At 60.0% G+C, this 23,786-nt stretch carries 26 protein-coding genes and 1 pseudogene; 1 reads left to right on the top strand and 26 read right to left on the bottom strand.

Annotation, left to right across the window (positions count from 1 at the left end):
• Window positions 1–34 precede the first annotated feature (34 nt).
• The 25 genes and pseudogenes from HGP31_RS23830 to HGP31_RS23950 form a co-directional block, all read right to left on the bottom strand.
• Window positions 35–1,033: an ADP-ribosylglycohydrolase family protein gene (locus tag HGP31_RS23830; protein WP_168758792.1), complete on the bottom strand. Its 999-nt coding sequence runs from the start codon at window positions 1,031–1,033 to the stop codon at window positions 35–37.
• Window positions 1,030–1,743, bottom strand: coding sequence for a GntR family transcriptional regulator (locus HGP31_RS23835; protein ID WP_020799951.1), 714 nt, complete (start codon window positions 1,741–1,743; stop codon window positions 1,030–1,032). Before HGP31_RS23835 ends, HGP31_RS23830 begins: the two co-directional genes overlap by 4 nt.
• Window positions 1,744–1,941: 198 nt before the next feature.
• Window positions 1,942–2,910 (bottom strand): L-arabinose ABC transporter permease AraH, encoded by a 969-nt coding sequence (gene araH, locus HGP31_RS23840; RefSeq protein WP_032832152.1) that lies wholly within the window; start codon window positions 2,908–2,910, stop codon window positions 1,942–1,944.
• Between the two features lie 12 nt (window positions 2,911–2,922).
• The gene (araG, locus tag HGP31_RS23845) at window positions 2,923–4,479 is read right to left on the bottom strand and encodes an L-arabinose ABC transporter ATP-binding protein AraG (RefSeq protein WP_033043754.1); all 1,557 of its coding nucleotides are present in this window, start codon (window positions 4,477–4,479) and stop codon (window positions 2,923–2,925) included.
• A 64-nt stretch (window positions 4,480–4,543) separates the two neighbouring features.
• Window positions 4,544–5,548, bottom strand: coding sequence for a substrate-binding domain-containing protein (locus HGP31_RS23850; RefSeq protein WP_083349643.1), 1,005 nt, complete (start codon window positions 5,546–5,548; stop codon window positions 4,544–4,546).
• Window positions 5,549–5,647: 99 nt separating this feature from the next.
• On the bottom strand, window positions 5,648–6,466 hold the full coding sequence (locus HGP31_RS23855) for an SDR family oxidoreductase (protein ID WP_020799948.1): 819 nt from the start codon (window positions 6,464–6,466) through the stop codon (window positions 5,648–5,650).
• A gap of 268 nt (window positions 6,467–6,734) precedes the next feature.
• Window positions 6,735–7,610 (bottom strand): SMP-30/gluconolactonase/LRE family protein, encoded by an 876-nt coding sequence (locus HGP31_RS23860; RefSeq protein ID WP_151143130.1) that lies wholly within the window; start codon window positions 7,608–7,610, stop codon window positions 6,735–6,737.
• A gap of 99 nt (window positions 7,611–7,709) precedes the next feature.
• A complete protein-coding gene (locus HGP31_RS23865) occupies window positions 7,710–8,426 on the bottom strand; it encodes a FadR/GntR family transcriptional regulator (protein WP_168758793.1) in 717 nt (238 codons plus the stop codon).
• Window positions 8,427–8,530: 104 nt separating this feature from the next.
• Window positions 8,531–9,091, bottom strand: coding sequence for a DUF1285 domain-containing protein (locus tag HGP31_RS23870; protein ID WP_033043579.1), 561 nt, complete (start codon window positions 9,089–9,091; stop codon window positions 8,531–8,533).
• A gap of 16 nt (window positions 9,092–9,107) precedes the next feature.
• Window positions 9,108–9,716 carry a DUF4823 domain-containing protein gene (locus tag HGP31_RS23875; protein ID WP_168758794.1) on the bottom strand — a complete coding sequence of 203 codons (609 nt, stop codon included), beginning with the start codon at window positions 9,714–9,716 and terminating at the stop codon, window positions 9,108–9,110.
• A 155-nt stretch (window positions 9,717–9,871) separates the two neighbouring features.
• Window positions 9,872–10,840: a GTP 3',8-cyclase MoaA gene (locus HGP31_RS23880; protein WP_033043580.1), complete on the bottom strand. Its 969-nt coding sequence runs from the start codon at window positions 10,838–10,840 to the stop codon at window positions 9,872–9,874.
• Between the two features lie 138 nt (window positions 10,841–10,978).
• Window positions 10,979–11,617 (bottom strand): TetR/AcrR family transcriptional regulator, encoded by a 639-nt coding sequence (locus HGP31_RS23885; protein ID WP_007945721.1) that lies wholly within the window; start codon window positions 11,615–11,617, stop codon window positions 10,979–10,981.
• Between the two features lie 342 nt (window positions 11,618–11,959).
• On the bottom strand, window positions 11,960–12,745 hold the full coding sequence (locus HGP31_RS23890) for a TatD family hydrolase (protein ID WP_020799942.1): 786 nt from the start codon (window positions 12,743–12,745) through the stop codon (window positions 11,960–11,962).
• A 13-nt stretch (window positions 12,746–12,758) separates the two neighbouring features.
• A pseudogene (locus HGP31_RS23895) lies at window positions 12,759–12,842 on the bottom strand (PilZ domain-containing protein); the annotation flags it as partial.
• A 36-nt stretch (window positions 12,843–12,878) separates the two neighbouring features.
• Entirely contained in the window at window positions 12,879–13,865 is a 987-nt protein-coding gene (locus HGP31_RS23900; RefSeq protein WP_033043583.1) for a DNA polymerase III subunit delta', read from the bottom strand.
• Window positions 13,858–14,490: a dTMP kinase gene (gene tmk, locus HGP31_RS23905; RefSeq protein ID WP_020799940.1), complete on the bottom strand. Its 633-nt coding sequence runs from the start codon at window positions 14,488–14,490 to the stop codon at window positions 13,858–13,860. Before tmk ends, HGP31_RS23900 begins: the two co-directional genes overlap by 8 nt.
• A 19-nt stretch (window positions 14,491–14,509) precedes the next feature.
• Complete coding sequence (gene mltG, locus HGP31_RS23910) at window positions 14,510–15,811, bottom strand: endolytic transglycosylase MltG (protein WP_033043584.1); 1,302 nt, start codon at window positions 15,809–15,811, stop codon at window positions 14,510–14,512.
• 3 nt (window positions 15,812–15,814) lie between these two features.
• Window positions 15,815–16,630: an aminodeoxychorismate lyase gene (pabC, locus tag HGP31_RS23915; protein WP_020799938.1), complete on the bottom strand. Its 816-nt coding sequence runs from the start codon at window positions 16,628–16,630 to the stop codon at window positions 15,815–15,817.
• Complete coding sequence (gene fabF / locus HGP31_RS23920; RefSeq protein ID WP_033043585.1) at window positions 16,630–17,874, bottom strand: beta-ketoacyl-ACP synthase II; 1,245 nt, start codon at window positions 17,872–17,874, stop codon at window positions 16,630–16,632. The genes pabC and fabF overlap by 1 nt, the downstream gene beginning before the upstream one ends.
• A gap of 109 nt (window positions 17,875–17,983) precedes the next feature.
• Window positions 17,984–18,220, bottom strand: coding sequence for an acyl carrier protein (gene acpP, locus HGP31_RS23925; protein ID WP_003175607.1), 237 nt, complete (start codon window positions 18,218–18,220; stop codon window positions 17,984–17,986).
• 191 nt (window positions 18,221–18,411) lie between these two features.
• Window positions 18,412–19,155 (bottom strand): 3-oxoacyl-ACP reductase FabG, encoded by a 744-nt coding sequence (gene fabG / locus HGP31_RS23930; RefSeq protein ID WP_020799936.1) that lies wholly within the window; start codon window positions 19,153–19,155, stop codon window positions 18,412–18,414.
• Window positions 19,156–19,171: 16 nt separating this feature from the next.
• Window positions 19,172–20,110 (bottom strand): ACP S-malonyltransferase, encoded by a 939-nt coding sequence (fabD, locus tag HGP31_RS23935; RefSeq protein ID WP_033043587.1) that lies wholly within the window; start codon window positions 20,108–20,110, stop codon window positions 19,172–19,174.
• Window positions 20,111–20,236: 126 nt separating this feature from the next.
• Window positions 20,237–21,247 carry a phosphate acyltransferase PlsX gene (plsX, locus tag HGP31_RS23940; RefSeq protein ID WP_020799934.1) on the bottom strand — a complete coding sequence of 337 codons (1,011 nt, stop codon included), beginning with the start codon at window positions 21,245–21,247 and terminating at the stop codon, window positions 20,237–20,239.
• Window positions 21,248–21,251: 4 nt separating this feature from the next.
• Window positions 21,252–21,434 (bottom strand): 50S ribosomal protein L32, encoded by a 183-nt coding sequence (gene rpmF, locus HGP31_RS23945; protein ID WP_003179396.1) that lies wholly within the window; start codon window positions 21,432–21,434, stop codon window positions 21,252–21,254.
• Window positions 21,435–21,447: 13 nt separating this feature from the next.
• The gene (locus tag HGP31_RS23950) at window positions 21,448–21,975 is read right to left on the bottom strand and encodes a YceD family protein (protein ID WP_007942001.1); all 528 of its coding nucleotides are present in this window, start codon (window positions 21,973–21,975) and stop codon (window positions 21,448–21,450) included.
• A 105-nt stretch (window positions 21,976–22,080) separates the two neighbouring features.
• Between HGP31_RS23950 and HGP31_RS23955 the strand changes: the two genes are divergently transcribed.
• On the top strand, window positions 22,081–22,659 hold the full coding sequence (locus tag HGP31_RS23955) for a Maf family protein (protein ID WP_168758795.1): 579 nt from the start codon (window positions 22,081–22,083) through the stop codon (window positions 22,657–22,659).
• 114 nt (window positions 22,660–22,773) lie between these two features.
• Here HGP31_RS23955 and HGP31_RS23960 read toward each other — a convergent pair whose 3' ends face one another.
• A complete protein-coding gene (locus HGP31_RS23960; RefSeq protein ID WP_020799932.1) occupies window positions 22,774–23,763 on the bottom strand; it encodes a S49 family peptidase in 990 nt (329 codons plus the stop codon).
• Window positions 23,764–23,786 lie beyond the last annotated feature (23 nt).

The following is a 23,786-nucleotide window of genomic DNA, read 5'->3' on the forward strand; positions in this document are numbered from 1 at the left end:
GATCGCAGCCTGCGGCAGCTCCTACAGGGGCTCCTCAGCGCAGGGTGAGGAGTCCTTTGACGAGGGGTTCAAGTTCCAGATCATTGACCGCCTTGACCTTCTCGATCATCGCCACCGGCCAACTCTCCAACCCAAGGCAAGCCCCGAGCATCGCCCCCAGAATCGCCGCGATGGTGTCGGTGTCACCGCCCAGGCTGGCGGCCATGCACAGTGCATCAAAGGCACTCATTTCGCCTATGGCCACTTGCTGGGCCAGGGCAAACGACACCACCACCGACTCCTGGGACGCCACCGAGGTGCCGATCACGTCGTACAGCACATCGGCGAGCAACGCCTTGTCACTGTCGACGCTGATGCTGCGCGCCCAACTGATGCGCGAAGCGATTCGTCCGCCGGCTACCCAGTGACCATGGCCTTCGGCTTGCTGGGCGATTTGCTGGCCGAGGTTCAGCGCCTCGCCCAGGTCCATGCCGTTGATGCCGGCGGACACCACCGCCGCCACCGCCGCCGCGCTGGAAATGCCCAGCGTGGTGTTGTGGGTGACCTGGCAGGCCTGCACCACGGCATCGATGAAGCGCTCGGCTTTGGACACATCCGCGGCAATCCCGACCGGCGTGATCCGCATCGCCGCGCCATTGGTAGTGCCGTACCGACCGGCTTCTTCGGGCGAGTGGCCGGCGAGGATCATTTCGATCGCGCGCTTGGTCGAAGGGCCGAGCAAGTCCTGCGAGCCCTTGGCCTGCATCACGGCTTCCCATTCGATCAAGCGCTGTGCGAGTACCGCGGGTTGGATGTTGCCTTGACCTTCGACCAACAATTGACCGACCAGAATGGCTTGTTCGGTGTCGTCGGTGATCGAGCCCTTGGGCATATTGGCGGCGATCGGCTGATCGGGACCGGCATCTTCAAGGCCGGTGATCTCGCCAAAGCGCGCCTGAATCTGGCTGCGGCTAAGGGATTGGGTCGGCATGCCAAGCGCATCGCCCAGGGCCAGGCCGTAAAACGCGCCTAGCGCACGATCGAGCGCAGTCATTTCGATGGTCCGAATTGCAGGTGCAGGCGAAAATGCACAGGATCGAGCAGGCTTTCCACCTGTTCCATGAAACGGTTTTTCCGGTCATAGGTGGTGCGCAAGGCCTTAAGGAAAACCGTGCCGACCGGCCGCCCCAACAGTTCGGCATCGGTGGCGTTCAACGGCTCGGCGCCGATCCATTGATCACCGCGCTCGCCGATATAGCCATAGGCGGCCAACGTGATGGTCAGCGAGTTATCGATCAAGCCAACCCGCGGCAGGCTTTCCAGGCCGCCGGTAGCAGGCATCAATGAGCGTTCAAGGGAGACCAGCGTGCCATCGTTGGAGCGGCGGCGACGGTCCAGGGTGATGAACTGGTCAGTGCCGAAACGCGGTAGCAGGTCGGGACGGCTCACGGCTTCCAGCCGCAACACTTCGGTATTGACCAGTGCGCCGCTGTCGGCAAGGGCCTGCGCCCAGCCGCTGCGCTGATCCAGTACCACCCCGTCGAAGGTGACGATGGAACCGACCCCGCTTTGCGTCGCAATGTAGTTGCGCCGTTTCAACTCGGCTAGCGCTTCACGCAAGGTTCCTCGGCTGACTTTGAATTCTTGAGCCAACTGATGCTCGCCCGGCAGATGAAAACCGTCCTCCATGAGGCCGCTTTCGATGCGCCGGATGAGTTCGTCGACCACCCGTTGTTTCTTGTCGAATCGTACCTGTCTAATCATGTACAAATTGATACCCGAAACGAGTTGCGACGGGCAAGAAATATTTACGGGAGATGACAGAAGGGAGTGCGGCTTGATCGTTCCCACGCTCTGTGTGGGAATGCAGCCCGGGACGCTCTGCGTCCCTTTCGAGAGCTGGAACGCGGAGCGTCCCTTGAGGCATTCCCACGCGGAGCGTGGGAATGATCAGTTGTGGGGTTAACGCTGCTTGAGGCGGTCGATGACGACGGCCAGCAGGAGGATCGATCCGCGGATCACATACTGGTAGAACGTATCGATGTTCTTCAGGTTCATCGCGTTCTCGATGATCGCCAGGATCAACACCCCGGCAATCACATGCCGGATCATGCCGATCCCGCCACTGAGCGACACGCCGCCGAGCACGCAGGCCGAGATCACCGTCAGCTCGAAACCCTGGCCGATCATCGGCTGGCCCGAGGTCATGCGCGATGCCAGGATCACCCCGGCCAGTGCACCGATCAGGCCGTGTACGGCGAAGATGATGATCTTGGTCCGGTCAACGTTGACCCCCGCCAGCAGCGCCGCTTCCTGGTTGCCGCCGATGGCCATGGTGTTGCGCCCGTAGGTGGTGTAGTTGAGCAACCAGCCAAAGAACAGGAAGCAGACGATGGTGATCAGGATCGGCACCGGTACGCCGAACAACTGGCCGTTGCCGAACACGAAGAATGACTCCTGGGACACCCCCACCGCCTTGCCATTGGCAAAGATGTAGGCCAGGCCGCGCACGATCTGCATGGTCGCCAGCGTGGTGATCAGCGCATTGACTCGCAGCTTGGCAATCACGATGCCGTTGATCAGGCCGACGATCAGCCCCATCGCCAGCGCCGCGCTGACACCGAGAAAGACGCTGTCGGTGTCGCGCATCACCACGGCGGCAACCACCCCGGCGCAGGCGATCACCGACCCCACCGACAAGTCGAAATGCCCGGACGCCAGGCAGTACAACATGGTGCATGCCGCGATCCCGGTGGTGGAAATCGCCAGGCCCAGGCCGCGCATGTTCAATGGCGAGAGGAAGTTGTCGATCAGCAAGGTGCAGAGCACGAAGATACCGACGGCCGCCAGCAGCATCACCCAGTCATCGAGAAAGCGCCGCAGGTCCAGGGGTTTGCGTGCAGTCGGCAGGGTTTCGTTTTGGGTTGTCATCATAGTCACCTCTCAGTTCGCCACGCCGTCAGCGCGTTGGCGCGGCAAAGCCAGTTGCAGCAGGTTGGATTCATTGGCCTGTTCGCGGCTCAGTTCGCCGCGCAGTGCGCCTTCGCACAACACCAGAATGCGGTCGGAAATGCCCATCACTTCCATCAGGTCGCTGGACACCACGATCACCGCAATGCCGCTGGCGGCCAGGTTATGGATGATCTGGTAGATTTCGGCCTTGGCGCCGATGTCGATGCCACGGGTGGGCTCGTCGAGCAGCAGGACTTTCATTGGCATCGACAGCCAGCGACCGAGAATGGCCTTCTGCTGGTTGCCACCGGACAGGAACTTGATCTGTTGCCCGGCGTGTGGCGTTTTTACCTTCAGCGCCTTGATCTGCTTGTCGGCGTTGCCCTTCTCCCACAGGCCACGCAACAGGCAACCAAAGGTTGAATGCGCACCACGGGCGCTGATGTTGATGTTCTCGGCGACGCTTGCCAGCGGCAGGATGCCCTCCTTCTTGCGGTCTTCGGGACAGAGCAGGATCCCGGCCGCAATCGCATCCCGGGGCGAGCGCAGTTTCAGTTCATGGCCGCGCAGTTCAAGACGGCCGGCGCTGTTGCGTTCCAGCCCGCTAAGCAGGCGAAACAATTCCGTGCGCCCCGCGCCGACCAGGCCGAACAAGCCAAGGATCTCGCCCTTGTGCGCATCGAAACTCACCGGTTCGCGCAGGCCTGGCCCGAGCAGGCGGTCGACCTTCAACGCCACCGCGCCGCGCTGGCGCGGGCGGTAATCGTAGATGTCCTGAATGTCCCGACCGACCATGCAGGTGACCAACTGATCATGGGTCAACTCGCTCATGTCTTCGAAGGTGCGCACGTAACGGCCGTCCTTGAACACCGTCACCGCGTTGCAGATGCGGAACACTTCCTCCATGCGATGGGAGACGTAGAGCACCACTTTGCCTTCATCGCGCAGCCGACCGATGATCGCCATCAAGCGGTCGATCTCCCGCGCCGAAAGACTGCTGGTGGGCTCGTCGAAAGCAATGACATGCGCGCCACGGGACAAAGCCTTGGCGATCTCGACCAGCTGCCGCTGACCGAGCGACAGGCGCCCGACTTTCTCCTGCGGGTCGATTTCGTCGGCCAGGCCCCTGAGACAGGCCAGGGCTTGCTGGCGCAAAGTTGCGCGATTGATCAAGCCGAAACTGGCCGGCAAGTGACCGAGAAACAGATTTTCCGCCACGGTCATTTCCGGCACCAGGTGCAGTTCCTGATGAATCACCGCGACCCCGCTGCCAATGCTGTCGGCCGTGGACTTGAACGCCATCGTCTGGCCGCCTATCTGCAGGTCGCCACTGCTCGGGGTGTAGGCGCCGCCGAGGATTTTCAGCAGGGTCGACTTTCCGGCACCGTTCTCGCCCATCAAGGCATGAACCTGCCCCGGATGGGCGACGAAGTTAATGTTGTCCAGCGCCTTCACACCGGGAAAGGTTTTGCCGATCCCGTTGAAGCGCAAGCTGCCACTGCCACTCAAAGAGCTGCCGGTGTGTTGTTGTACTTGTGTTTGCGCCATAACCACCTCATCGCACAGATCAGGCAACCCTGCTGCCAGGGTTACCGATGAAATCAACCGGCCCTCAGTTCCACAGGCCGATCTTTTCCAGTTCCTGCTTGAAGTTGTCGCGCGTGATCAGTGTCACGTCATCCATGGCGGTGTATTTCGCCGGTTCTTTGCCGCTGGTGACCCACTCGTACATCATGCTGGCGGTGTTGTAGCCCTCGATGTGCGGGCTTGGCAGCATCGACCCGTAGAAGCCGCTGTCGGGTTTCTTAAGCTCGCCAATGGCGTCGGTGCCGTTGATGCCGATGCCGATCACGTTCGACGCGGCAAAGCCGGCGGCTTCAGTGGCACGCACGCCGCCCAGCACAGTGTTGTCGTTCATACCGCCGATAATCAGGTTCTTCGCCGCGCTCGGTAGCTTCACCAGTGCCGAGTTGGTGGCGTCCATGCTGCCTGGTACGTCGAGGGTTTTCAGGGCCGCGAACAGGATGTGGTCTTTGGGCATGCCGGCATCTTCCAGCGCCTTGACCGAGCCGTCGGTGCGTTTCTTGCCGGTGTCGAGTTCGTTGAAGGTATTGATCACCGCATAGGTGTCTTTCCACTCCCAACCGCGCTTCTTCGCCTCGGTGGCCATGGCGCTGCCTTGCTTCTGGCCGACTTCAAAGGCGGCCATGCCCAGGTAAGGGACGTCCTCCATGAACTTGCCGCTGGCATCGACGAAGCGGTCATCCACGGCGATCACTTTCAAGCCATTGAGCTTGGCCTTGGCCATGATTGCAGGGCCCAGGGACACGTCCGGCGGGCAGATCACGAAACCCTTGGCACCGTTGGCCGCCAGGCTGTCGATGGCCGACAGGGTTTTCTCACCGTCAGGCACGGCGATCTTGATCAGGGTGAAGCCCTTTTCCTTGCCAGCCTTTTCAGCGAAGGCCCATTCGGTCTGGAACCAGGGCTCCTCCGCTTGCTTGACCAGGAAACCGATTTTCACTTCCTCAGCCGCCAGCAGCGTGCTGCTCAGGCTGAACGCGCTGACCGCCACGGCGGCGCAGCATAGGGAACGGATGGCATGACGACGATTCATAAGCTGACTCCTTGTTGTTTTTGTTGAGCGTAGTGCCAATAGTCATATCGTATGATGATTGAATTTCAGGCGCAGTTTTGCACCTGAGACCCGGATGACCTAGTCGTGGTACATCACTGAGCGCCCGCCATCGATGGTGATGCACGAAGCGTTGATGAACGGTGCTTCATCACTGGCCAGGAACACCGCGGTCATGGCCACCTCGATTGGCTGGCCGATGCGCCGCGGCGGGTGCAGGTCGAAGGCGCGCTGACGTTCGGCATGGGGGTCGGCAAAGCCGTTCCAGTAGTCGACGTTCAATTGGGTTTCGATGTAGCCCGGCGCGATGGCGTTGACGCGAATGCCCTTGGGTGCGTATTCGATACCCAGGGCGCGGGTCAGGCCGAGCAGGCCGTGCTTGGCTACCGGATAAGGGAAGCAGCCTGGAATGATGTGGGTGGAATGGGTGGAGGCGATGTTGATGATGCTGCCGATGCCCTGCTCGATCATCTGCGGCAATACGGCCTTGCAGCCGTACCAGGCACCGTCCAGGTCAATGGCGAAGCAGCGACGCCAGTCTTCCTCGGTCATTTCCAACGGATCTCGGAACACGTTGACCCCGGCGCAATTGACCAGCACGTCGATTCGCCCGTGAAGCTCAACCGCCAGCCTGGCCATCGCCTGCAAGTCCTGCTGCTGGGAAACGTCGGCCTTGATCGCCACTACGTCAGCCCCTTTGCCCCGCCACTGTGCCGCGACGTTTTCGACTTTTTCGGCCTGGATATCGCTGATGACCAGCTTGGCCTGCTGGGAAGCGAAGGTCGCTACGATCGCCTCACCGATGCCCTGGGCGGCGCCGGTCAACAGTACGACTTTGTTTTTCAGGCGCTCGCCCTTGGGTGGCTCGGGCACCGGTGGTAACGAAAGAGGTTCAGCCATGGATCAGGACTCCTGTTCGAAAGCACGACGAAAACCGGACGTCAGGTCCGGTCAATAGGGCGTTGAGGAAGAAACAGGCAGGCGCGAAACGTTTCAGCATCGGGGTGCTTTGAAACGCGGACTCCACGAGGGAGTGCGGGGGAATATCGCTGCATCACTTCACCTGTTTTGTTTTTGTAAGTGTGAATGCGTGTAACTGATGGCGCCGACTATAAACCCGACGCGCAGGAAATCTCAATATATATATTCGCATCCCATATTTAGGGATTTAACCTGAAAATCGGCTACAGGACTTTCCTGCAACGTCGACGCGAATCGCCAGCACTGCCCCATCCAGCGGATGCCCAAGGGGGCTCGCGGCGCTGGTGATGTACAGGGTTTTCAAGTCCGCATCGCCAAATACGCAACTGGTCGGACGGCTGACGGGCAGTTCGATTACCCGATCGACCTGCCCGTCCGGTGTCAGCCTGAGCAGGCAACTGCCGTCCCATCGGGCATTCCAGACAAAACCCTCGGCGTCCATTGCCGAGCCGTCCGGGCCGCCGAGTGGATGAGGACCGAACCAGGCCTGTGCCGGGTCAAGATGGCCATCGGCACGAATGAAGTATCTGCACAACGTGCCGTCGAGACTGTCACCGAAATAGACGGTAGTGGCGTCGTCGCTCCACAACAATGTATTGGGGATGCCCAGCCCACGCAGCAGTGGCGTGACCCGCGCATCGCTATCGATTCGGAACAGGCCACCGCAACGCCGTTCGACGGGCAGGTCTTCGCCCTGCTCGCCGATGTTGTTCTGCATGGTGCCAAGCCACAGCCTGCCCTGGGCATCGCAGCGGGCTTCGTTCGCGCGGTTACCAGGCTGCGGATCCGCGACGCAAAACAAGCTCAGTCGCGGTTCCAACCCCGGGGAATCAAGGTCAAGCCGATACACGCCGCTGCTCAAGGTCACCAGCGCATCACCGCTCGCACAGGGGATGAACGCCGACACATGCTCCGGCATCTGCCAGATCTGCACGTTGGCGCCGATCAACCGCAGCGCCTGTTTGCCGGCAATGTCCACCCAGTACAGCGCCTGGGTCGGCGCATCCCAGAACGGACCTTCGCCGAGTTGCGCCCGGTGCTCGGTAACCGCAGTCAACGTCATGAAACCTCCTGCTTTTTTATTGTTTTTCGGTAGGAGCCGGCTGGCTGGCGAAAGCGTCCTTAAGAGCCGCATCGCCAGCAAGCCAGCTTCTACAGGTTGTCAGCCGGCTTTTTTCCCGGCCATGACCTGCGGGTAATAGCGCTTGATCGCCAGGTCGGCGTTATCGATCAGGGTCATGCAGGCCCACACACCCCGCGCGGTGTCCCGGGCGGCGATGGCGTCGGCCATGTCTTTATGAATGGGCAAGGTGCGGCGCAGCTCGTCGGGGTTGGCGGCGGACACTTCGAAACACACTGCCAACAGCGCGCCCAGGGCCGGGACCATTTGCTCGATGAATTGATTGTGGCTGGCAGCGAGAATGCACTCGTGGAAGAGCTGGTCGGCGCGGTTGTAATCGACTCCGCTTTCCACCGCTCGCGCCAATGCGTTGTAGGCTCGTAAAATGGCATCGAGCTGTTCGGCGGTCGCACGCTCGCAAGCCCAGCGCACGGCCATCGGTTCGATGGTGCGGCGCAAGTCGAGCAAGTCATCGACGAAGTTTTCCGGCAAGCCGCTGCGTGACAGCCAACCTACGACCTGTGGATCGAAGAGGTTCCAGCGCCGTACCGGCAACACCCGCGTACCGACTTTCGGCCCGACTTCGAGCATGCCCTTGGCAACCAGGGTCTTGATGGCTTCGCGGATAACGGTGCGACTGACACCCAGTTGTTCGCCGAGGTCAGCTTCGACCTTGAGCGTCTCCCCCGGCTTGACGTGCCGGGCAGCGATCCAGCAGCCCAGCCAATCGACCGTCGAGGCGTGAAAACTGCTGGACATGGACACCTCAAAACCGTTTGTGATGGGTGTCCACGCTAATCATCATATGATTGGCTGTCAATTTGATTTTGTGAGGAACTGCCGAAATCATTGTGGGGGAAGTGTCAGGGCTCAAGGCCGATGGGGAAGAACTCTCCACCGCTCCACACGCCTAGCCATCGCTGCCCGTCGATCTCCCGCGTCACCGCCAGCTCTACCAGTTGGTAGAACACATTGCGATGGATCAGCGCTTCGAGATTGGTGCGCACATGCACGTAAGGCGCCGGCTCTTGAGTGGCTGGATCGATCACCACGCGAATCGGGTGCTCGGGACCGGCCTCGGTGGTTTCGTCGACATTGGTGGTGAAGCGCAACACCTGCGCCTCGCCCTCGCCGTCCACGTCCACCGCAATCGCCACGAAAGGCGCATCGTCGACCTTGATCCCGACCTTCTCGACCGGAGTGATGAGGAAGTAATCATCACCGTCGCGGCGAATGATGGTGGAGAACAGCTTGACCATCGGCTTGCGTCCGATCGGCGTGCCCAGGTAATACCAGGTGCCGTCGCGGGCGATGCGCATGTCGATGTCGCCGCAAAAATCGGGGTTCCACAAGTGGACCGGTGGCAAGCCTTGGGTCTTGGGGATTTGCCCCAGCAGGTCATTGGCTTTTTGCGGGCCACTCATGGTGCTCTCCTTGAAATTACTGGTCGCTGAGCCCCAACAGGCTACGCGCGTACTGCTGCAGCGGCGGGCCCATCAGGTCTTCGGGTTTTTCGTCGTGGAATGTCAGTAGACCGCCACGACTGTTGATACGTGCAGTATCAATCAAATACTGGGTGCTGGTCTCGATCAACATGATCTGAATCACGCCGGTATCGATACCAAGGCGATCCACGGCCTCCTGATCCAGCCATTCATCCGAGTTGCCAATGCGGTCATCGGACTTGGCGAAACGGGTATAGAGCAGGTAGTGGGCACCGACGGCACGGGCTTCGCCCATGGCCTGGTCAAGGCCTTGCGGTGTGCGGGCGCGGCGGACCATCGGGAAATACTCGACGAAACCATCGAAGGCGACTTCGGCGATCACATTGGGGCGCGGGTAGACGGCGCTGCCCGGCGGCATAAAGGCGCCCTGGGCAATGTAGACGAACGAGTCCGGCTGGATACGCAGGTTATTCACCCGGCGGCTGTCGCTGTGGTCCAGCAGGCCGGCGTCACTCATGTGGTAGCGAGTCCCTTCGGCCATGTCGCTGACATTCATGCAGCCACCGAGCGCCATAATGGCCAGCAGCAAAACCAGGCTACGCATCCTATCCTCCAGGGGCCGGTGACGGAAAACCGGCGAATGGCCGTAGGATGCAGCTTTTGCGCCAGCTCAAGTGCGTCGCCGCTTGATAAATCGCATTCGCGAGCAGGCTCGTTCCCACAAGGGTTGGCGCCATACCTGCTCGCGAAGAGGCCGACTCAGCCGCCGATAATCTTCATGACGGTAGCACCACCGGAAAACGCCACTTCCTGCTTGTCGCCCAACGCCTTGACCAACAACCGCTGTAACGCCGGAAGCGCCTGATGACGCGGCTTGTCCAGCAGATCGCCAACATAGTGGCGATTGCTTGACGACAAACAGCCATGCAGCCAGCCCGTGGACGACAGGCGCAACCGCGAGCAGGTGCGGCAGAACGGCACGCTTTCATTGGCGATCACGCCGAAATGCCCCAGCCCCGGAATTTCATAACGCACAGCGGTGGCATCGACAGGCGCATCGGCCTGGAGATATTCATAGCGCTCGCCGATCAGGCCCAGCAGCTGTTGCAGGCTGACAAACTGCTGCAGGAAGGCATTGGAGTCGCTGGCCAGGTGGCCCATGCGCATCAACTCGATGAAGCGCAGTTCATAACCGCGTTCCAGGCAGTAATCGAGCAGCGGCATCACCTGATCGAGGTTCTGGCCGCGCAGCGGCACCATGTTGACCTTGACCTTCATGCCCGCTGCACGGGCCTGGTCCATGCCCTCAAGCACCGTCGCCAGATCACCGCCACGGGCAATGCCGCGAAACGCAGAAGCGTCGAGGGTATCGAGGGAAACGTTGATGCGTCGAATGCCGGCATCCACCAGGATCGGCAGCTTCTTCGCCAGTAGCTGGCCGTTGGTGGTCAGGCTGATGTCCTGCAGCCCCATCTGGCCGACGGCCGCCATGAAGGCTTCGAGTTTCGGACTGACCAGCGGTTCGCCACCGGTGATGCGCAAGCGCTCGATACCCGCCGCTTCGATCAGGTACGCGACGCCACGCGCCATGGCTTCGGCCGACAATTCATCCTGCGCAGCCACCAGCCGCTTGCCGTTGGGCACGCAGTAGGTACAAGCGTAATTGCAGGCTGAGGTCAGGCTGACTCGCAAATTGCGAAAACGCCTGCCTTGTCGGTCAACGATCATGATCACTCCGGCGCAAGAATATTCGGGCTTGCTAAAACTTGACTCACAAATCAAGTTTTAGCAAGCCCTCTGCCTGAGTATATTCCTGCGCTGCTGCGCCATGTAGCGAAATAACGAGCAATAAGGTGGCTGAATGGCTCAGCTGCTCGGGGTATCGCTGTCCCGCTTGCGCTTGTTGCCCATGCGCACGCCGATGTCCATCAGGAACTGGAAGAAGCCTTCCTGGTCTTCCAGCACATTGCTCCAGAACGGCGAGTGGTAGAGCGCCACGGCTCCGTGCACCAGCGCCCAGGACGCGCAGTAATGGAAATAAGGTGGCACGTCTTCAAGCTTGCCTTCGCTGATCCGGCCCTTGATAAGCAAGGTCAAGCGTTCGAAGTTCGAGGCGCGGATCTTGTGCAGCTCCTCGACCATCTCCGGCACCTGGTTGCCCTTGACGACCTTTTCTTCCAGGCGGTCAAACAACCGGTACCGCTGCGGGTCGCGCATGCGGAATTCGAAATAGGCGCGGGACAGGGCCTCCTTGTCCTTGTCGACATCGGCCGAATGCAACAGCTCGTTCAAATCGCGCTCATAGTCGAGCATCAGGCGCAGATAGATTTCGGCCTTGGACTTGAAGTGCTTGTAGATCGTGCCTTTGCCGATACCGACAGCATCAGCAATCATCTCGACGGTGACACTGTCTTCACCCTGGTCGAGGAACAGCTTGAGCGCGGTATCGAGAATTTCTTGCTCGCGGCGACGAAACTCACGGACCTTACGAGGTTCTTTATGCATAAGAAAAGGTCTGTAGGGGTCAAAATTCGAAGCCGCGTATTATGCCTAAATTGCGCAAAAATGCACGGATCATCCGACCATATCTGTGTTTCTTGATGATTTCTCGCAACATCGTCTGTTGATGAGAACTCTTCTGAAGCGCCCGTATTCCAAATATGTTTAAAAACCACGGCCTACAAACTGGACGGTGCGAAATACTGATCAATACTTGAACTGTCGGCGGGGCATCTCCCCCAAGTGTCACGCCGATATTGGTACCAACGGACCGCGTGCCATTGTTTTACTCCTAATGGTCTTAACCCGGATTCACCCCCCAGAACCCGGGTTTTTTTTGCCTGCGATTTAGCCTTTTACATGCGCCAACGGAAACAACCGCTTGAAGTTCTCAGTGGTCTGCTCGGCAAATCGCTCGTAGGGCTCACCCCGCAACATTGCCAGAAATTCCGCTACTTCGCGCACGTACTGCGGCAGGTTCGGCTTGCCACGGTAAGGGATCGGCGCCAGGTACGGTGAGTCGGTTTCCACCAGCAAACGATCGGCCGGCACCTTGCTTGCCACATCGCGCAACGCGTCGGCGTTGCGGAATGTGACAATCCCGGACAGGGAAATGTAGTAACCCATGTCCAGGGCGGCTTTCGCCATGTCCCAGTCCTCGGTGAAGCAGTGCAGCACGCCTGCCTGGGGCAGCGCCGCCTCATGCAGCAGGTTCAAGGTATCGGCGCGTGCGCCTCGAGTGTGGATGATCACCGGCTTGCCGGTCTGCTGCGCTGCTTGCAGGTGCAATCGGAAAGATTGCTGCTGCAACTCCGCCGCTTCCGGCTCGTAGTGATAATCCAGACCTGTTTCACCGATCGCCACCACGCGCGGATGGTTGAGCTCGTGCAACAGCCAGTCCAAGGCAGGCGCCGCCCCCGGCTGCACATCCAGCGGATGCACGCCGACTGAACAATCGACATCGTCATAGCGCTCGGCCAGGGCTTTGACATCGGCCGCGTTGTCAGCGCTGACGCCGATACACAGGAAGTGCCCTACCCCACGCTGGCGGGCCGCATCCAGGGCGGCATCCAACGAGCCGTCATGGGCGGCAAGGTCGAGGCGATCAAGGTGACAATGGGAATCTACGAGCATAAAGGGCTGCAACTTACATCGTATGAGTGGGACGGTCGGATTTCAGTGGTCCGGCCAGGTAGGTTTCGATTCGACTGCATGCAGTATTATCGCCTTCAATGACGGCTGATGCGCAGACTCCAGGCGCAGGCGGTCACCTCTGGGCAGGCAGCGTCGCCCATTGCACCAGCAGCGCCTCCAGCAACAACACCCGGTTGAGGTTGGCTTTACTCAATACCTTCTGGCGCTGGGCGAGAATCCAGTCCTGGATATTCAGGACTTTGTCCTGAGCGGTTTTTTGCGCCAGGTACTGGATCACCTTGCGCATGTCCGTCAGCCCCAACCCTTCTTCATCCTGGGTCAGCTGATAGCGCAGGATCAGGCTCGACCAATCACAGAACCAGTCGAACAGCAGCAACAACGGAATCGCATTCCAGCCTTCGGCCAACTGTGTCGGCGATTGTTGCTGCTTGAGCAACTTCTTCACCCCATCGACCACTTGCGCGCGCTGCTCGCGCACGCCCTGGGCGTTCAGGTTCACGGCGGCCAGAGGCGAACCGGCTGCCAGCGTCAGCAACTCGATGCGCTCTTGCGGCGAACAGTCCGGCAAGGCCGTGGCCAGCCAGTCCAGACTCATGGCCTCGCCCGGCAGCGGACAGGCTTGCTGCACACAGCGACTCTTGATGGTCGGCAACAGCCGACTGGGCTGGTGGCTGACCAATAGTAATACCGTGTCGCCAGACGGTTCTTCCAGGCTTTTGAGCAAGGCGTTGGCGGCGTTGATGTTCATCGACTCGACCGGTTCGATCAACACTACTTTACGCCCACCCAGTTGCGCGGTCTGCACCACGAAACTGACCAGGTCGCGCACCTGGTCGACCTTGATTGCCTTGTCGGCTTCTTCCGGCTCCAGGATGTAGTTGTCGGGATGACTGCCGGCCTTGAGCAACAGGCACGACTTGCATTCGCCACAAGCGCCCTGCGGGGTCGGACGCTGGCACAGCAAACTGGCCATCAAGCGTTCGGCCAGGGCCCGCTTGCCGATTCCGGCCGGGCCATGCAGCAAATAAGCATGGGCGTGTTGCGCACGACCCGCCAGTTGCTGCCAGAGGCTGTCTTGCCATGGATAGGCTTCAGCCACGGCTCAGCTCCAACAGGCGTGGCAGCAGGGCATCCAGGGATTGCTGGACCTGTGCCAACGGTTGTGCGGCGTCGATCAGCACGTACCGCGCAGGCTCCGCTGCTGCGCGCTTGAGGAAGGCACTGCGCACGGCATCGAAAAAGGCCCGGCCCTCCAGCTCAAAGCGATCCAGACGTCCACGGGCACTGGCGCGCGCCAGCCCCACTTCCACCGGCAGGTCGAAAATCAACGTCAGGTCAGGGCGCAGATCGCCTTGGACAAAGGTTTCCAGCGTCGCAATACGTTCCAGCGACAAGCCGCGGCCACCGCCCTGGTAGGCGTAGGTCGAATCGGTGAAGCGATCACATAACACTACGGCACCGCGGGCCAGCGCCGGGCGTATGACTTCGGCCAAGTGCTGGGCGCGCGCCGCGAACACCAGCAACAGTTCAGTGTCCGGGTTCATGACCTCATCGACCGGCGCCAACAGCACTTCGCGAATGCGTTCGGCCAGCGGCGTGCCGCCCGGTTCGCGGGTCAGCAGCACCTCGATACCGGCAGCGCGCAGGCGTTCGGCCAGGTATTCGCGATTGGTGCTCTTGCCGGCGCCTTCCGGGCCTTCCAGCGTAATAAACAAGCCAGTCACAGGCAGTCCTTAGTCAGATTCATTGCGGGCTTTGCGGTGGTGTTGTGTTCGGTTCGGATTGCGGTTCCGGCGTTGCAGCAGGTTCAGGCACGGGATCTTGCGCGGGCACCGCAGGTGCAGCCTCGGGCGCTGAGTCTGACGCTGAGTCTGGCGCTGAGTCGGGCGAAGCCGCCGGGACAGGGGGCTGGGCTTCGGAAGCCTCGGGCTGCGTCGTTTCGGTTTGCGGCACCTCCATTGGCGGTGCATCGGTTGGCGACGCCTCGGAATCCGGCGTTTCGGGCGAGCCCACCGGTGCCGGACTGGAGCGATAATCGGCGCGACGCTTGAGCTGGAACTCTCGCACGGCATTATTGTGCGCGTCCAGATCATCGGAGAACACATGGCTGCCGTCGCCGCGAGCGACAAAGTAGAGGCTGGTGCCTTCCACCGGATTGAGTGCCGCGTGGATGGCTTCGCGGCCGACCATGGCAATCGGTGTCGGCGGCAAGCCGGAAATCATATAGGTGTTGTAGGGGGTCGCTTCCTTGAGATGGGCGCGAGTCAGCTTGCCGTTGTAACGGTCACCCAGGCCATAGATCACCGTTGGGTCCGTTTGCAACAGCATGCCGATCTCCATCCGACGCACGAACACGCCGGCAATTTGCCCGCGCTCCTGTGGCACGCCGGTTTCCTTCTCCACCAGCGAGGCCATGATCAGGGCTTGATAGGGACCGGAGTAAGGCAGGTCGGCGGCACGCTGACTCCACTCCTTGGCCAGTACGTCGTCGAGGCGCTGGTAAGCGGTTTTGAGCAATTCGGCGTCGGTCATGCCACGCACGAAGCGATAAGTGTCGGGAAAGAATCGTCCCTCGGGAAAAATCCCGCTATGGCCGAGCTTGTCCATGACCTGGCTGTCGCTCAGGCCTTTCAAGGTTTGCTCGAGCTTTTCTTCCTTGGCCAGGGCCGCACGGACCTGATGGAAATTCCAGCCTTCGACCAGGGTCAGGCTGTATTGCACCATTTCCCCGCGCTTCCACAGATCGATCAGACCTTCGACGGTCATGCCGGGCGTCATGCGGTACTCGCCGCTGTGCAACGGCTGCTTGGGCAAATTGAAGCGCCAGTAGACGCGCAGCCAGAACGCGTCCTTGATGACGCCATCGGCTTCCATTCGCAGGAAAGTGCGGTTCGGGGTAGTGCCCTTGGGCACCTCCAGCAATTCTTCCTGTTTGATATTCAGCGGCTGTACCAGCGCCGAATGAATTTTCCAGGCAGAAGCACCTAACATCAGCCCCGCCAGAACCAGTCCGGTTTCCAGCAGCAGCAAGAATTTACGTCTCACGTATCAAGCATCCAGTAGCGCGCGGGCAATGGTTTGGAGTTTACGGGTGAGCGGCCCAACCGGCCAGCTCAGTGCGGCATAGGCGCGCACCGGCCAAACGCCATACACGCTGTTGCAGACAAAAACTTCGTCAGCGCCTTGCAGCTGCTCAAGCGTGATATCGGTGATTTGCAGGGGGATACCTAAAGATTCCGCCTGAGACAATAATTCGGCACGCATCACACCTTCTACGCCGCAGCTGCTCAAATCTGCGGTGATCAACACGCCGTCATGCACCAGGAACACGTTACTGAACACGCCCTCGATCACGCGACCGGCTTGATCGAGCATCAAGCCTTCAGCATGTTCGGTGTCCTGCCATTCGGCACGCGCCATCACCTGCTCAAGACGGTTCAAGTGCTTGAGACCTGCAAGAAGGGGTTGAAAGGAAAGTCGCGTGGTACACGGGAACAGGCGAATGCCTTGCTCCGCATGAGCCTGCGGGTAAACCGCAGGAGGGTTACCCGTCAGGATACGACGGGCCTGGGCCGAAGGATCGAAAGCATAACCGCGCAGGCTGTCGCCGCGGGTAATGATCAGTTTGAGTACGCCGTCGTTCAGTTGCTCGGCATAGGTCAACACCTCCGAAACCACGGCAGCATGATCCAGATTGATTGCCAACCGCCGGCACCCCTTGGCCAGCCGCACCAGATGACGATCCAGCAGGACCGGAAAGCCATCATGCACGGCGATGGTCTCGAACAGACCGTCGCCGTAGGCCAGGCCGCGATCCTTCAGCGACAATGCGTCAGCCGGCTGACCGTCGACCCAGCTGTCCATCAGCCTGCAAACCGGCGAAACACCAGCGAGCCGTTGGTGCCGCCAAAACCGAAGGAGTTGGACACGACCACATCGATATCCATGTTGCGCGCGGTGTGCGGCACGAAGTCGAGGTCGCAGCCTTCGTCCGGCTCATCGAGGTTGATGGTCGGTGGCGCCACCTGGCTGTTGATCGCCAGCACGCTGAAGATGGCCTCGACCGCGCCCGCCGCACCCAGCAAGTGACCGGTCATCGACTTGGTCGAGCTGACGGCCAACTTGTAGGCGTGCTCGCCAAACACCGACTTGATCGCATTGACTTCAGCGAGGTCGCCAGCCGGCGTCGAGGTGCCGTGGGCGTTGATGTACTGCACTTGATCGCCATTGATCCTGGCATCACGCAGCGCATTGGTGATGCAACGTGCAGCCCCCGCGCCATCGGCTGGCGGCGAAGTCATGTGGTAGGCATCGCCACTGGTACCGAAACCGATCAGTTCGGCATAGATGGTAGCGCCACGGGCCTTGGCGTGTTCCAGCTCTTCCAGCACCAGCGCACCGGCGCCATTGGACAATACGAAGCCATCACGGCCCTTGTCCCATGGGCGGCTGGCGCGGGTCGGCTCGTCGTTGCGGGTCGATAGCGCGCGTGAAGCGCCGAAACCACCCATGCCCAGTCCGCAGGCTGCCATCTCGGCACCGCCGGCGATCATCACGTCAGCTTCGTCGTACATGATGTTGCGAGCAGCCATGCCGATGCAGTGCGTACCGGTGGTACACGCCGTGGCGATGGCATAGTTAGGCCCCTGTGCGCCCAGGTGGATGGACAGGAAGCCGGAAATCATATTGATGATCGAGCCAGGCACGAAGAACGGGGAAATCCGTCGCGGGCCGGTCTCATGCAAGGTACGACTGGTTTCTTCGATGTTGGTCAGTCCACCGATACCCGAACCCATGGCCACGCCGATGCGCTCGCGATTGGCGTCGGTCACTTCCAGACCGGCATTGCGCACTGCTTGAAAACCTGCGGCCAGACCGTACTGAATGAACAGGTCGAGCTTGCGAGCTTCCTTGACCGACAGGTAATCCTCGACTTTGAAGTCCTTTACCGAGCCGCCAAAACGGGTGGAATAGGCAGAAAGGTCGGTGTGTTCGATCAGACCAATGCCACTGCGGCCAGCCAGAATGCCCTGCCAGCTGCTCGGCACATCCGTGCCCAGTGGCGACAACATACCCATACCGGTGACTACGACGCGTCTACGCGACACAGCACTCTCCTTTTTTCAAATGACGACTTTGCATCAGGCCTAAAGAAAAAACCGCACGCCATGATGGCAGTGCGGTTTTTCCATGACAGCGAGCAACGATTACAAACTATTACGCCTGGTGGCTAGTTACGTAGTCGATTGCTGCTTGTACGGTAGTGATCTTCTCAGCTTCTTCGTCAGGGATTTCGGTCTCGAATTCCTCTTCCAGAGCCATCACCAGCTCAACGGTGTCAAGGGAGTCAGCACCCAGGTCTTCAACGAAGGAAGCAGTGTTGACCACTTCTTCTTCTTTAACGCCCAGTTGCTCGGCAACGATTTTCTTGACGCGCTCTTCGATGGTGCTCATACCTTGTTTTCACTCCTAATGGACAAATTCAGGCAGCTGGCCAGTGGGTAAGTGTATAGAAAGACTTTTCAGCTTTTCAACTGAAAGCTTCACTCCTCAAACCCGGTGACCCACTGCCTATAAATAGATTGCAGCTTTATAACGGATTTTAGACAGCTCGTATGACATTTTTTTGAAACGATCCGTCACATTTAACTCATGTACATCCCGCCGTTCACCGGGATTGTAGCCCCAGTAACGTAAGCCGCACCGTCCGACGCAAGAAAAGCGACCACAGACGCGATCTCTTGAGCTTGCCCCAGACGACCCAGCGGAATCTGCGTCTGCAAGGCTTCACGCTGTGCCTCGGGCAGTTCGCGGGTCATATCGGTATCGATGAACCCAGGGGTTACCGAGTTTACCGTAATCGAACGCGAACCGACTTCACGCGCCAGAGAGCGGCTGAAACCTTCCAGGCCGGCCTTGGCGGCAGCGTAGTTTACTTGGCCTGCGTTGCCCATGGCACCCACAACCGAGCCAATACTGATAATTCGTCCCCAACGGGCCTTGGTCATACCGCGCAAAACGCCCTTGGACAGGCGGAACAGACTGTTCAGGTTGGTATCGACCACGTCATGCCACTCGTCGTCTTTCATGCGCATCATCAGGTTATCGCGGGTGATGCCGGCATTATTGACCAGGATCGCCGGGGCACCGAACTGCGCCTGAATGGTCGCCAGGACAGCCGCCACGGACTCGTCGCTGGTGACATTGAGCTCAAGGCCAGTGCCCTGAATGCCGTTTTCCTTCAAAGTGGCGGCAATGCGCTCGGCACCAGAAGCGGAGGTCGCGGTGCCCACAACGATGGCGCCCTGACGACCCAATTCCAGGGCGATAGCCTGGCCGATGCCGCGGCTCGCGCCGGTGACCAGTGCAACTTTACCTTGCAGACTCATGCAAGCTTCTCCTGATTCAGGCCAGCGCTGCACGGGCGGCAGCGAAAGCGTCTGGGGTATTGAGATTGGAAGTCGATACGCCTTCGGCGCAGCGCTTGTTCAGACCGGCCAGTACTTTGCCCGGGCCGCATTCCACTAGATTGGTCGCGCCCTTGGCGGCCAGGGTCTGTACGGATTCTACCCAGCGTACTGGCTTGTACAATTGCTCGAGCAGATCACGCTTGAGGGTTTCCAGATCCGCCGGCACCTGGGCGCTGACATTCTGTACCACCGGGATCTGCGGAGCCTGCCAATCGATCGCGGCGATCGATTCGGCGAAACGCTCGGCCGCCGGACGCATCAGTTCACAATGCGACGGCACGCTGACCGGCAACGGCATGGCGCGCTTGGCGCCACGTGCCTTGCAGCCCTCAATGGCACGTTCCACCGCGGCCTTGGCGCCGGCAATGACCACTTGCCCCGGGGAGTTGAAGTTGACCGCGCTGACCACTTCGCCTTGTGCCGCTTCGGCACAGGCAGCCAATACGTCAGCGTCTTCCAGGCCGAGGATGGCAGCCATGCCACCCTGCCCCGCCGGAACAGCTTCCTGCATCAGCTGGCCACGGCGCTCGACGAGCTTCACCGCGTCAGCCAGGCTCAGGCTGCCAGCAGCCACCAAGGCACTGTATTCGCCCAGACTGTGACCAGCCACATACGCCGGGCGCGCGCCGCCTTCAGCCAACCACAGACGCCACAGGGCGATCGAAGCGGTCAAAATTGCCGGCTGGGTCTTATCGGTCTGGTTGAGTTGTTCTTCCGGCCCTTGCTGGGTCAGCGCCCACAGGTCGTAACCCAGGGCATCGGAAGCTTCTTTGAACGTGTCGAGGACGACCGGGTGTTGCGCGCCCAACTCGGCCAGCATGCCGAGGGACTGCGAACCCTGTCCCGGAAAGACGAATGCGAGGGAAGCAGACATGTAACAAGCCCCTAATGATCTTGTCGTCGGAGAATTGACGTCCCGCTCAGGGGGACGCAAGAAACTGAGAGTTGGATGGCCATTTGAACCAAGCGGTCACATTTAAGCATTGTCCGACGAAAACGCCTAAAGCAACAAATCCTCCAGACGACCGTGGATGCGCTCCGGCAGGTTTTCCTGGATCTCGATCAAGGCACGGGAAATTGCACTCTGAAACCCCTGCACCCCCGCAGAACCGTGGCTCTTGACCACGATGCCCTGCAAACCAAGAAAGCTCGCGCCGTTATGTCGCGCCGGCGCCAGGTCAGCTTGCAAACGCTTCATCAGGGGCAGGGCCAAGGCTCCCACCATGCGTGACGGCAGGTTTTTCTTGAACAACGCCTCGATGCGCCCGGCAATCATGGTGGCCAACCCCTCGCTGGACTTGAGCAGGATGTTGCCGACAAAACCGTCGCAGACCACCACATCCGCTTCGCCACGGTACAACCCGTCGCCCTCGACAAAACCGATGTAGTTGATGCCACGGGCACTTTGCAGCAAGGTTGCAGCCAGCTTGACCTGCTGATTGCCCTTGATGTCCTCGGTGCCGATGTTCAGCAATGCGACGCGCGGACGCACGATACCCAAGGTCTCGGCCGCAACCGAGCCCATCACTGCAAACTGCAACAGATGCTCGGCGCTGCAATCGACATTGGCGCCCAGGTCGAGCAACTGGCAATAACCTTTCTGCGTCGGGATCGCCGCTACCATGGCCGGCCGATCAATGCCCGGCAAGGTCTTGAGCACAAAGCGCGACAGCGCCATCAGCGCCCCGGTATTACCGGCACTGACACAAGCCTGGACCTTGCCATCGCGCAGCAACTCAAGCGCCACGCGCATCGACGAGTCGGGCTTGCCGCGCAGGGCCTGGGCAGGTTTTTCGTCCATGGTGATGACTTCGGACGCCGGAGTAATCGACAGGCGCGCGCGATCCACAACCGATTGGCCAGCGATCAATTCTTCAAGGAGGGAGGGTTGACCGACGAGGGTCAGGTACAGCGAGGGCGTAGCAGACAGGCAAGCAAGACTGGCCTGGACAATGCTGCGGGGACCGAAGTCCCCGCCCATTGCGTCAATCGCGATGACTTGAGCGGACAAGTGATTACTCGTCAGCGCCCTTGTCGATCACTTTACGGCCACGGTATACGCCTTCTGGCGATACGTGGTGACGCAGGTGAACTTCACCGGTGGTTTTTTCTACAGACAGGGTGCTAGCCTCGAGAGCGTCGTGCGAACGGCGCATGTCACGGGCAGAGCGGGATTTTTTGTTCTGCTGAACAGCCATAATTGATTAACTCCTAAACGTTTGGGTCACGCTTTAACTGCGCCAATACACTGAACGGGTTGGACCGCGTTACCTCGTCCTCGCTCGGTTCGGGCTCATCTGCTCCCGCCGGCTGCTGGCATTCTTCCGGATGATGAGCAGGCACAATGGGCAAGGCGAGCAGAAGCTCCTCCTCGATCAGTGACTGCAGATCCAATGGATCTTCGCCCAGTTCCAGCACGTCATAACCTTTCGGCAACGACTGGGTATTCGCACCCTCCTTCACCACAGCGTAACTGCATTCGCTATGGATCGGCAGGGTGACCAGCTCAAGACAACGCTGGCAAACCATTTTGACTTCAGTGTCGATAAAGCTGTGGATGACCACAGATTTACGTTCATCTCGTTCAAAAACGAATTTAGCCTGCACCGTACCGACATTGTCGGAAAGCGGGTCGCAGAGTCTCTCCAAATCGGCCAGCAGCATTTCACCTTGGAGGGTGGTGCCACGATCAGCCAATTTGCGCGGGTCAACGTGAGGTGGAATCGGGTCATTCAACATAGGCGCAGCATTATAGGGATGCACCCGCCCATGTCAAAGGAAATTCAGCCCTGTCCGTCACTTGGAAGCCCCGATAGAATTCATGCCTGCCATTTGGAGTTGCGCATGCTGCCTTTATTACTCGCTTCAAGCTCGGTTTATCGCCGGGATTTGCTGGCCCGCTTGCAGCTGCCATTCAGCTGCAGCTCGCCGGACATCGATGAAAGCCATCGCCTCGGTGAATCCGCCGTCGCATTGGTCAAACGCCTCGCCGAAGAGAAAGCACGCGCACTGGCCGCCAGCCATACCGCTCATCTGATTATCGGCTCCGACCAGGTCGCGGTGCTTGGCGAGCGAATCATCGGCAAGCCCCACACCTTCGAAAAAGCTCGCGAGCAACTGCTGGCTGCAAGCGGTACCAGCGTGACGTTCCTGACCGGGCTCGCCCTGCTGAATAGCCAGACCGGCCACTGCCAGGTCGACTGCGTACCCTTCACGGTGCACATGCGCACACTCGACAGTGAACGCATCGAACGCTACCTGCGCGCCGAACAACCCTACGACTGTGCTGGCAGTTTCAAGGCCGAAGGCTTGGGGGTAAGCCTGTTTCAGCGCACCGAGGGCCCCGACGCTACCAGCCTGGTCGGCCTGCCGCTGATTCGCCTTGTCGATATGCTTCTAACCGAAGGCGTGCAAATCCCCTGACCGCATAACTCTGTAGGAGCGAGCATGCTCGCGATGGACGTCAACGCAAACGCGGGATTCCTGGGTGAACGCGGCGCTCTGTAGACCATCGCGAGCATGCTCGCTCCTACAGAATCAGCGCAACGACGGACCGTTGAACCCCATCCACATTGCCAAGTGCTCAGCCACGCTGGCGCCGAGCTTTTTCGAGAAGCGATCGAACGGCGATTCCTGAACGGTGAAGTCCACCAGCTCTTTTTCGCCGATCACATCCCGCGCGACATAACTGGCATTACCCAGGCCGTCGATCAAGCCCAGCGGCAGCGCCTGCTCACCCGACCAGACCAGCCCGGAGAACAGCTCCGGATGCTCCTTGTCCTTCAGGCGATCGCCACGACCCTGCTTGACGCTGCTGATGAACTGTTTGTGGGTGGTATCGAGCACACCCTGCCAGAACGCCGTTTCTTCAGGCTTCTGCGGCTGGAACGGGTCGAGGAAGGATTTGTGCTCGCCCGAAGTGTAGGTGCGACGCTCCACTCCCAGCTTCTCCATGGTGCCGACAAACCCGTAGCCGGCCGCCGTTACCCCGATGGAGCCCACCAGGCTCGCCTTGTCGGCATAGATTTGGTCCGCCGCACTGGCAATGTAATACGCGCCGGAAGCACCCAGGTCGGAAATCACCGCGTAAAGCTTGGTATCCGGATGCAGTCCACGCAGACGGCGAATCTCGTCATAGACATAGCCTGACTGCACCGGACTGCCGCCCGGGCTATTGATGCGCAGGATGACACCCTTGACCTTGTCGTCTTCGAAGGCGGCTCGCAGGCTACCGACGATGTTGTCGGCACTGGCCGGCTCCTTGTCGGCGATCATGCCGTCGATCTCGATCAACGCGGTGTAGTTACCACTGCGGGTTGCAGCCTTCTCGATATCCATCAGAGGCGTAAACAGCGCCAACGCGACAAACAGGTACACGAAGGTCAACAACTTGAAGAAAATCCCCCAACGCCGGGAGCGACGCTGCTCCTGCACACCGGCCAGCAGGGTCTTCTCCAGCAGCTTCCAGCTTTTTTCGTCACCGCTCTCTGCGCTCGCCTTGGCGGGCGCTTTCCATTCGTCGGCCATGCCATTTACCCCAGCAATAACGT

Origin of the sequence: Pseudomonas umsongensis (genome assembly GCF_012647205.1) — a bacterium.
Taxonomy (GTDB): Bacteria; Pseudomonadota; Gammaproteobacteria; order Pseudomonadales; family Pseudomonadaceae; genus Aquipseudomonas; species Aquipseudomonas umsongensis.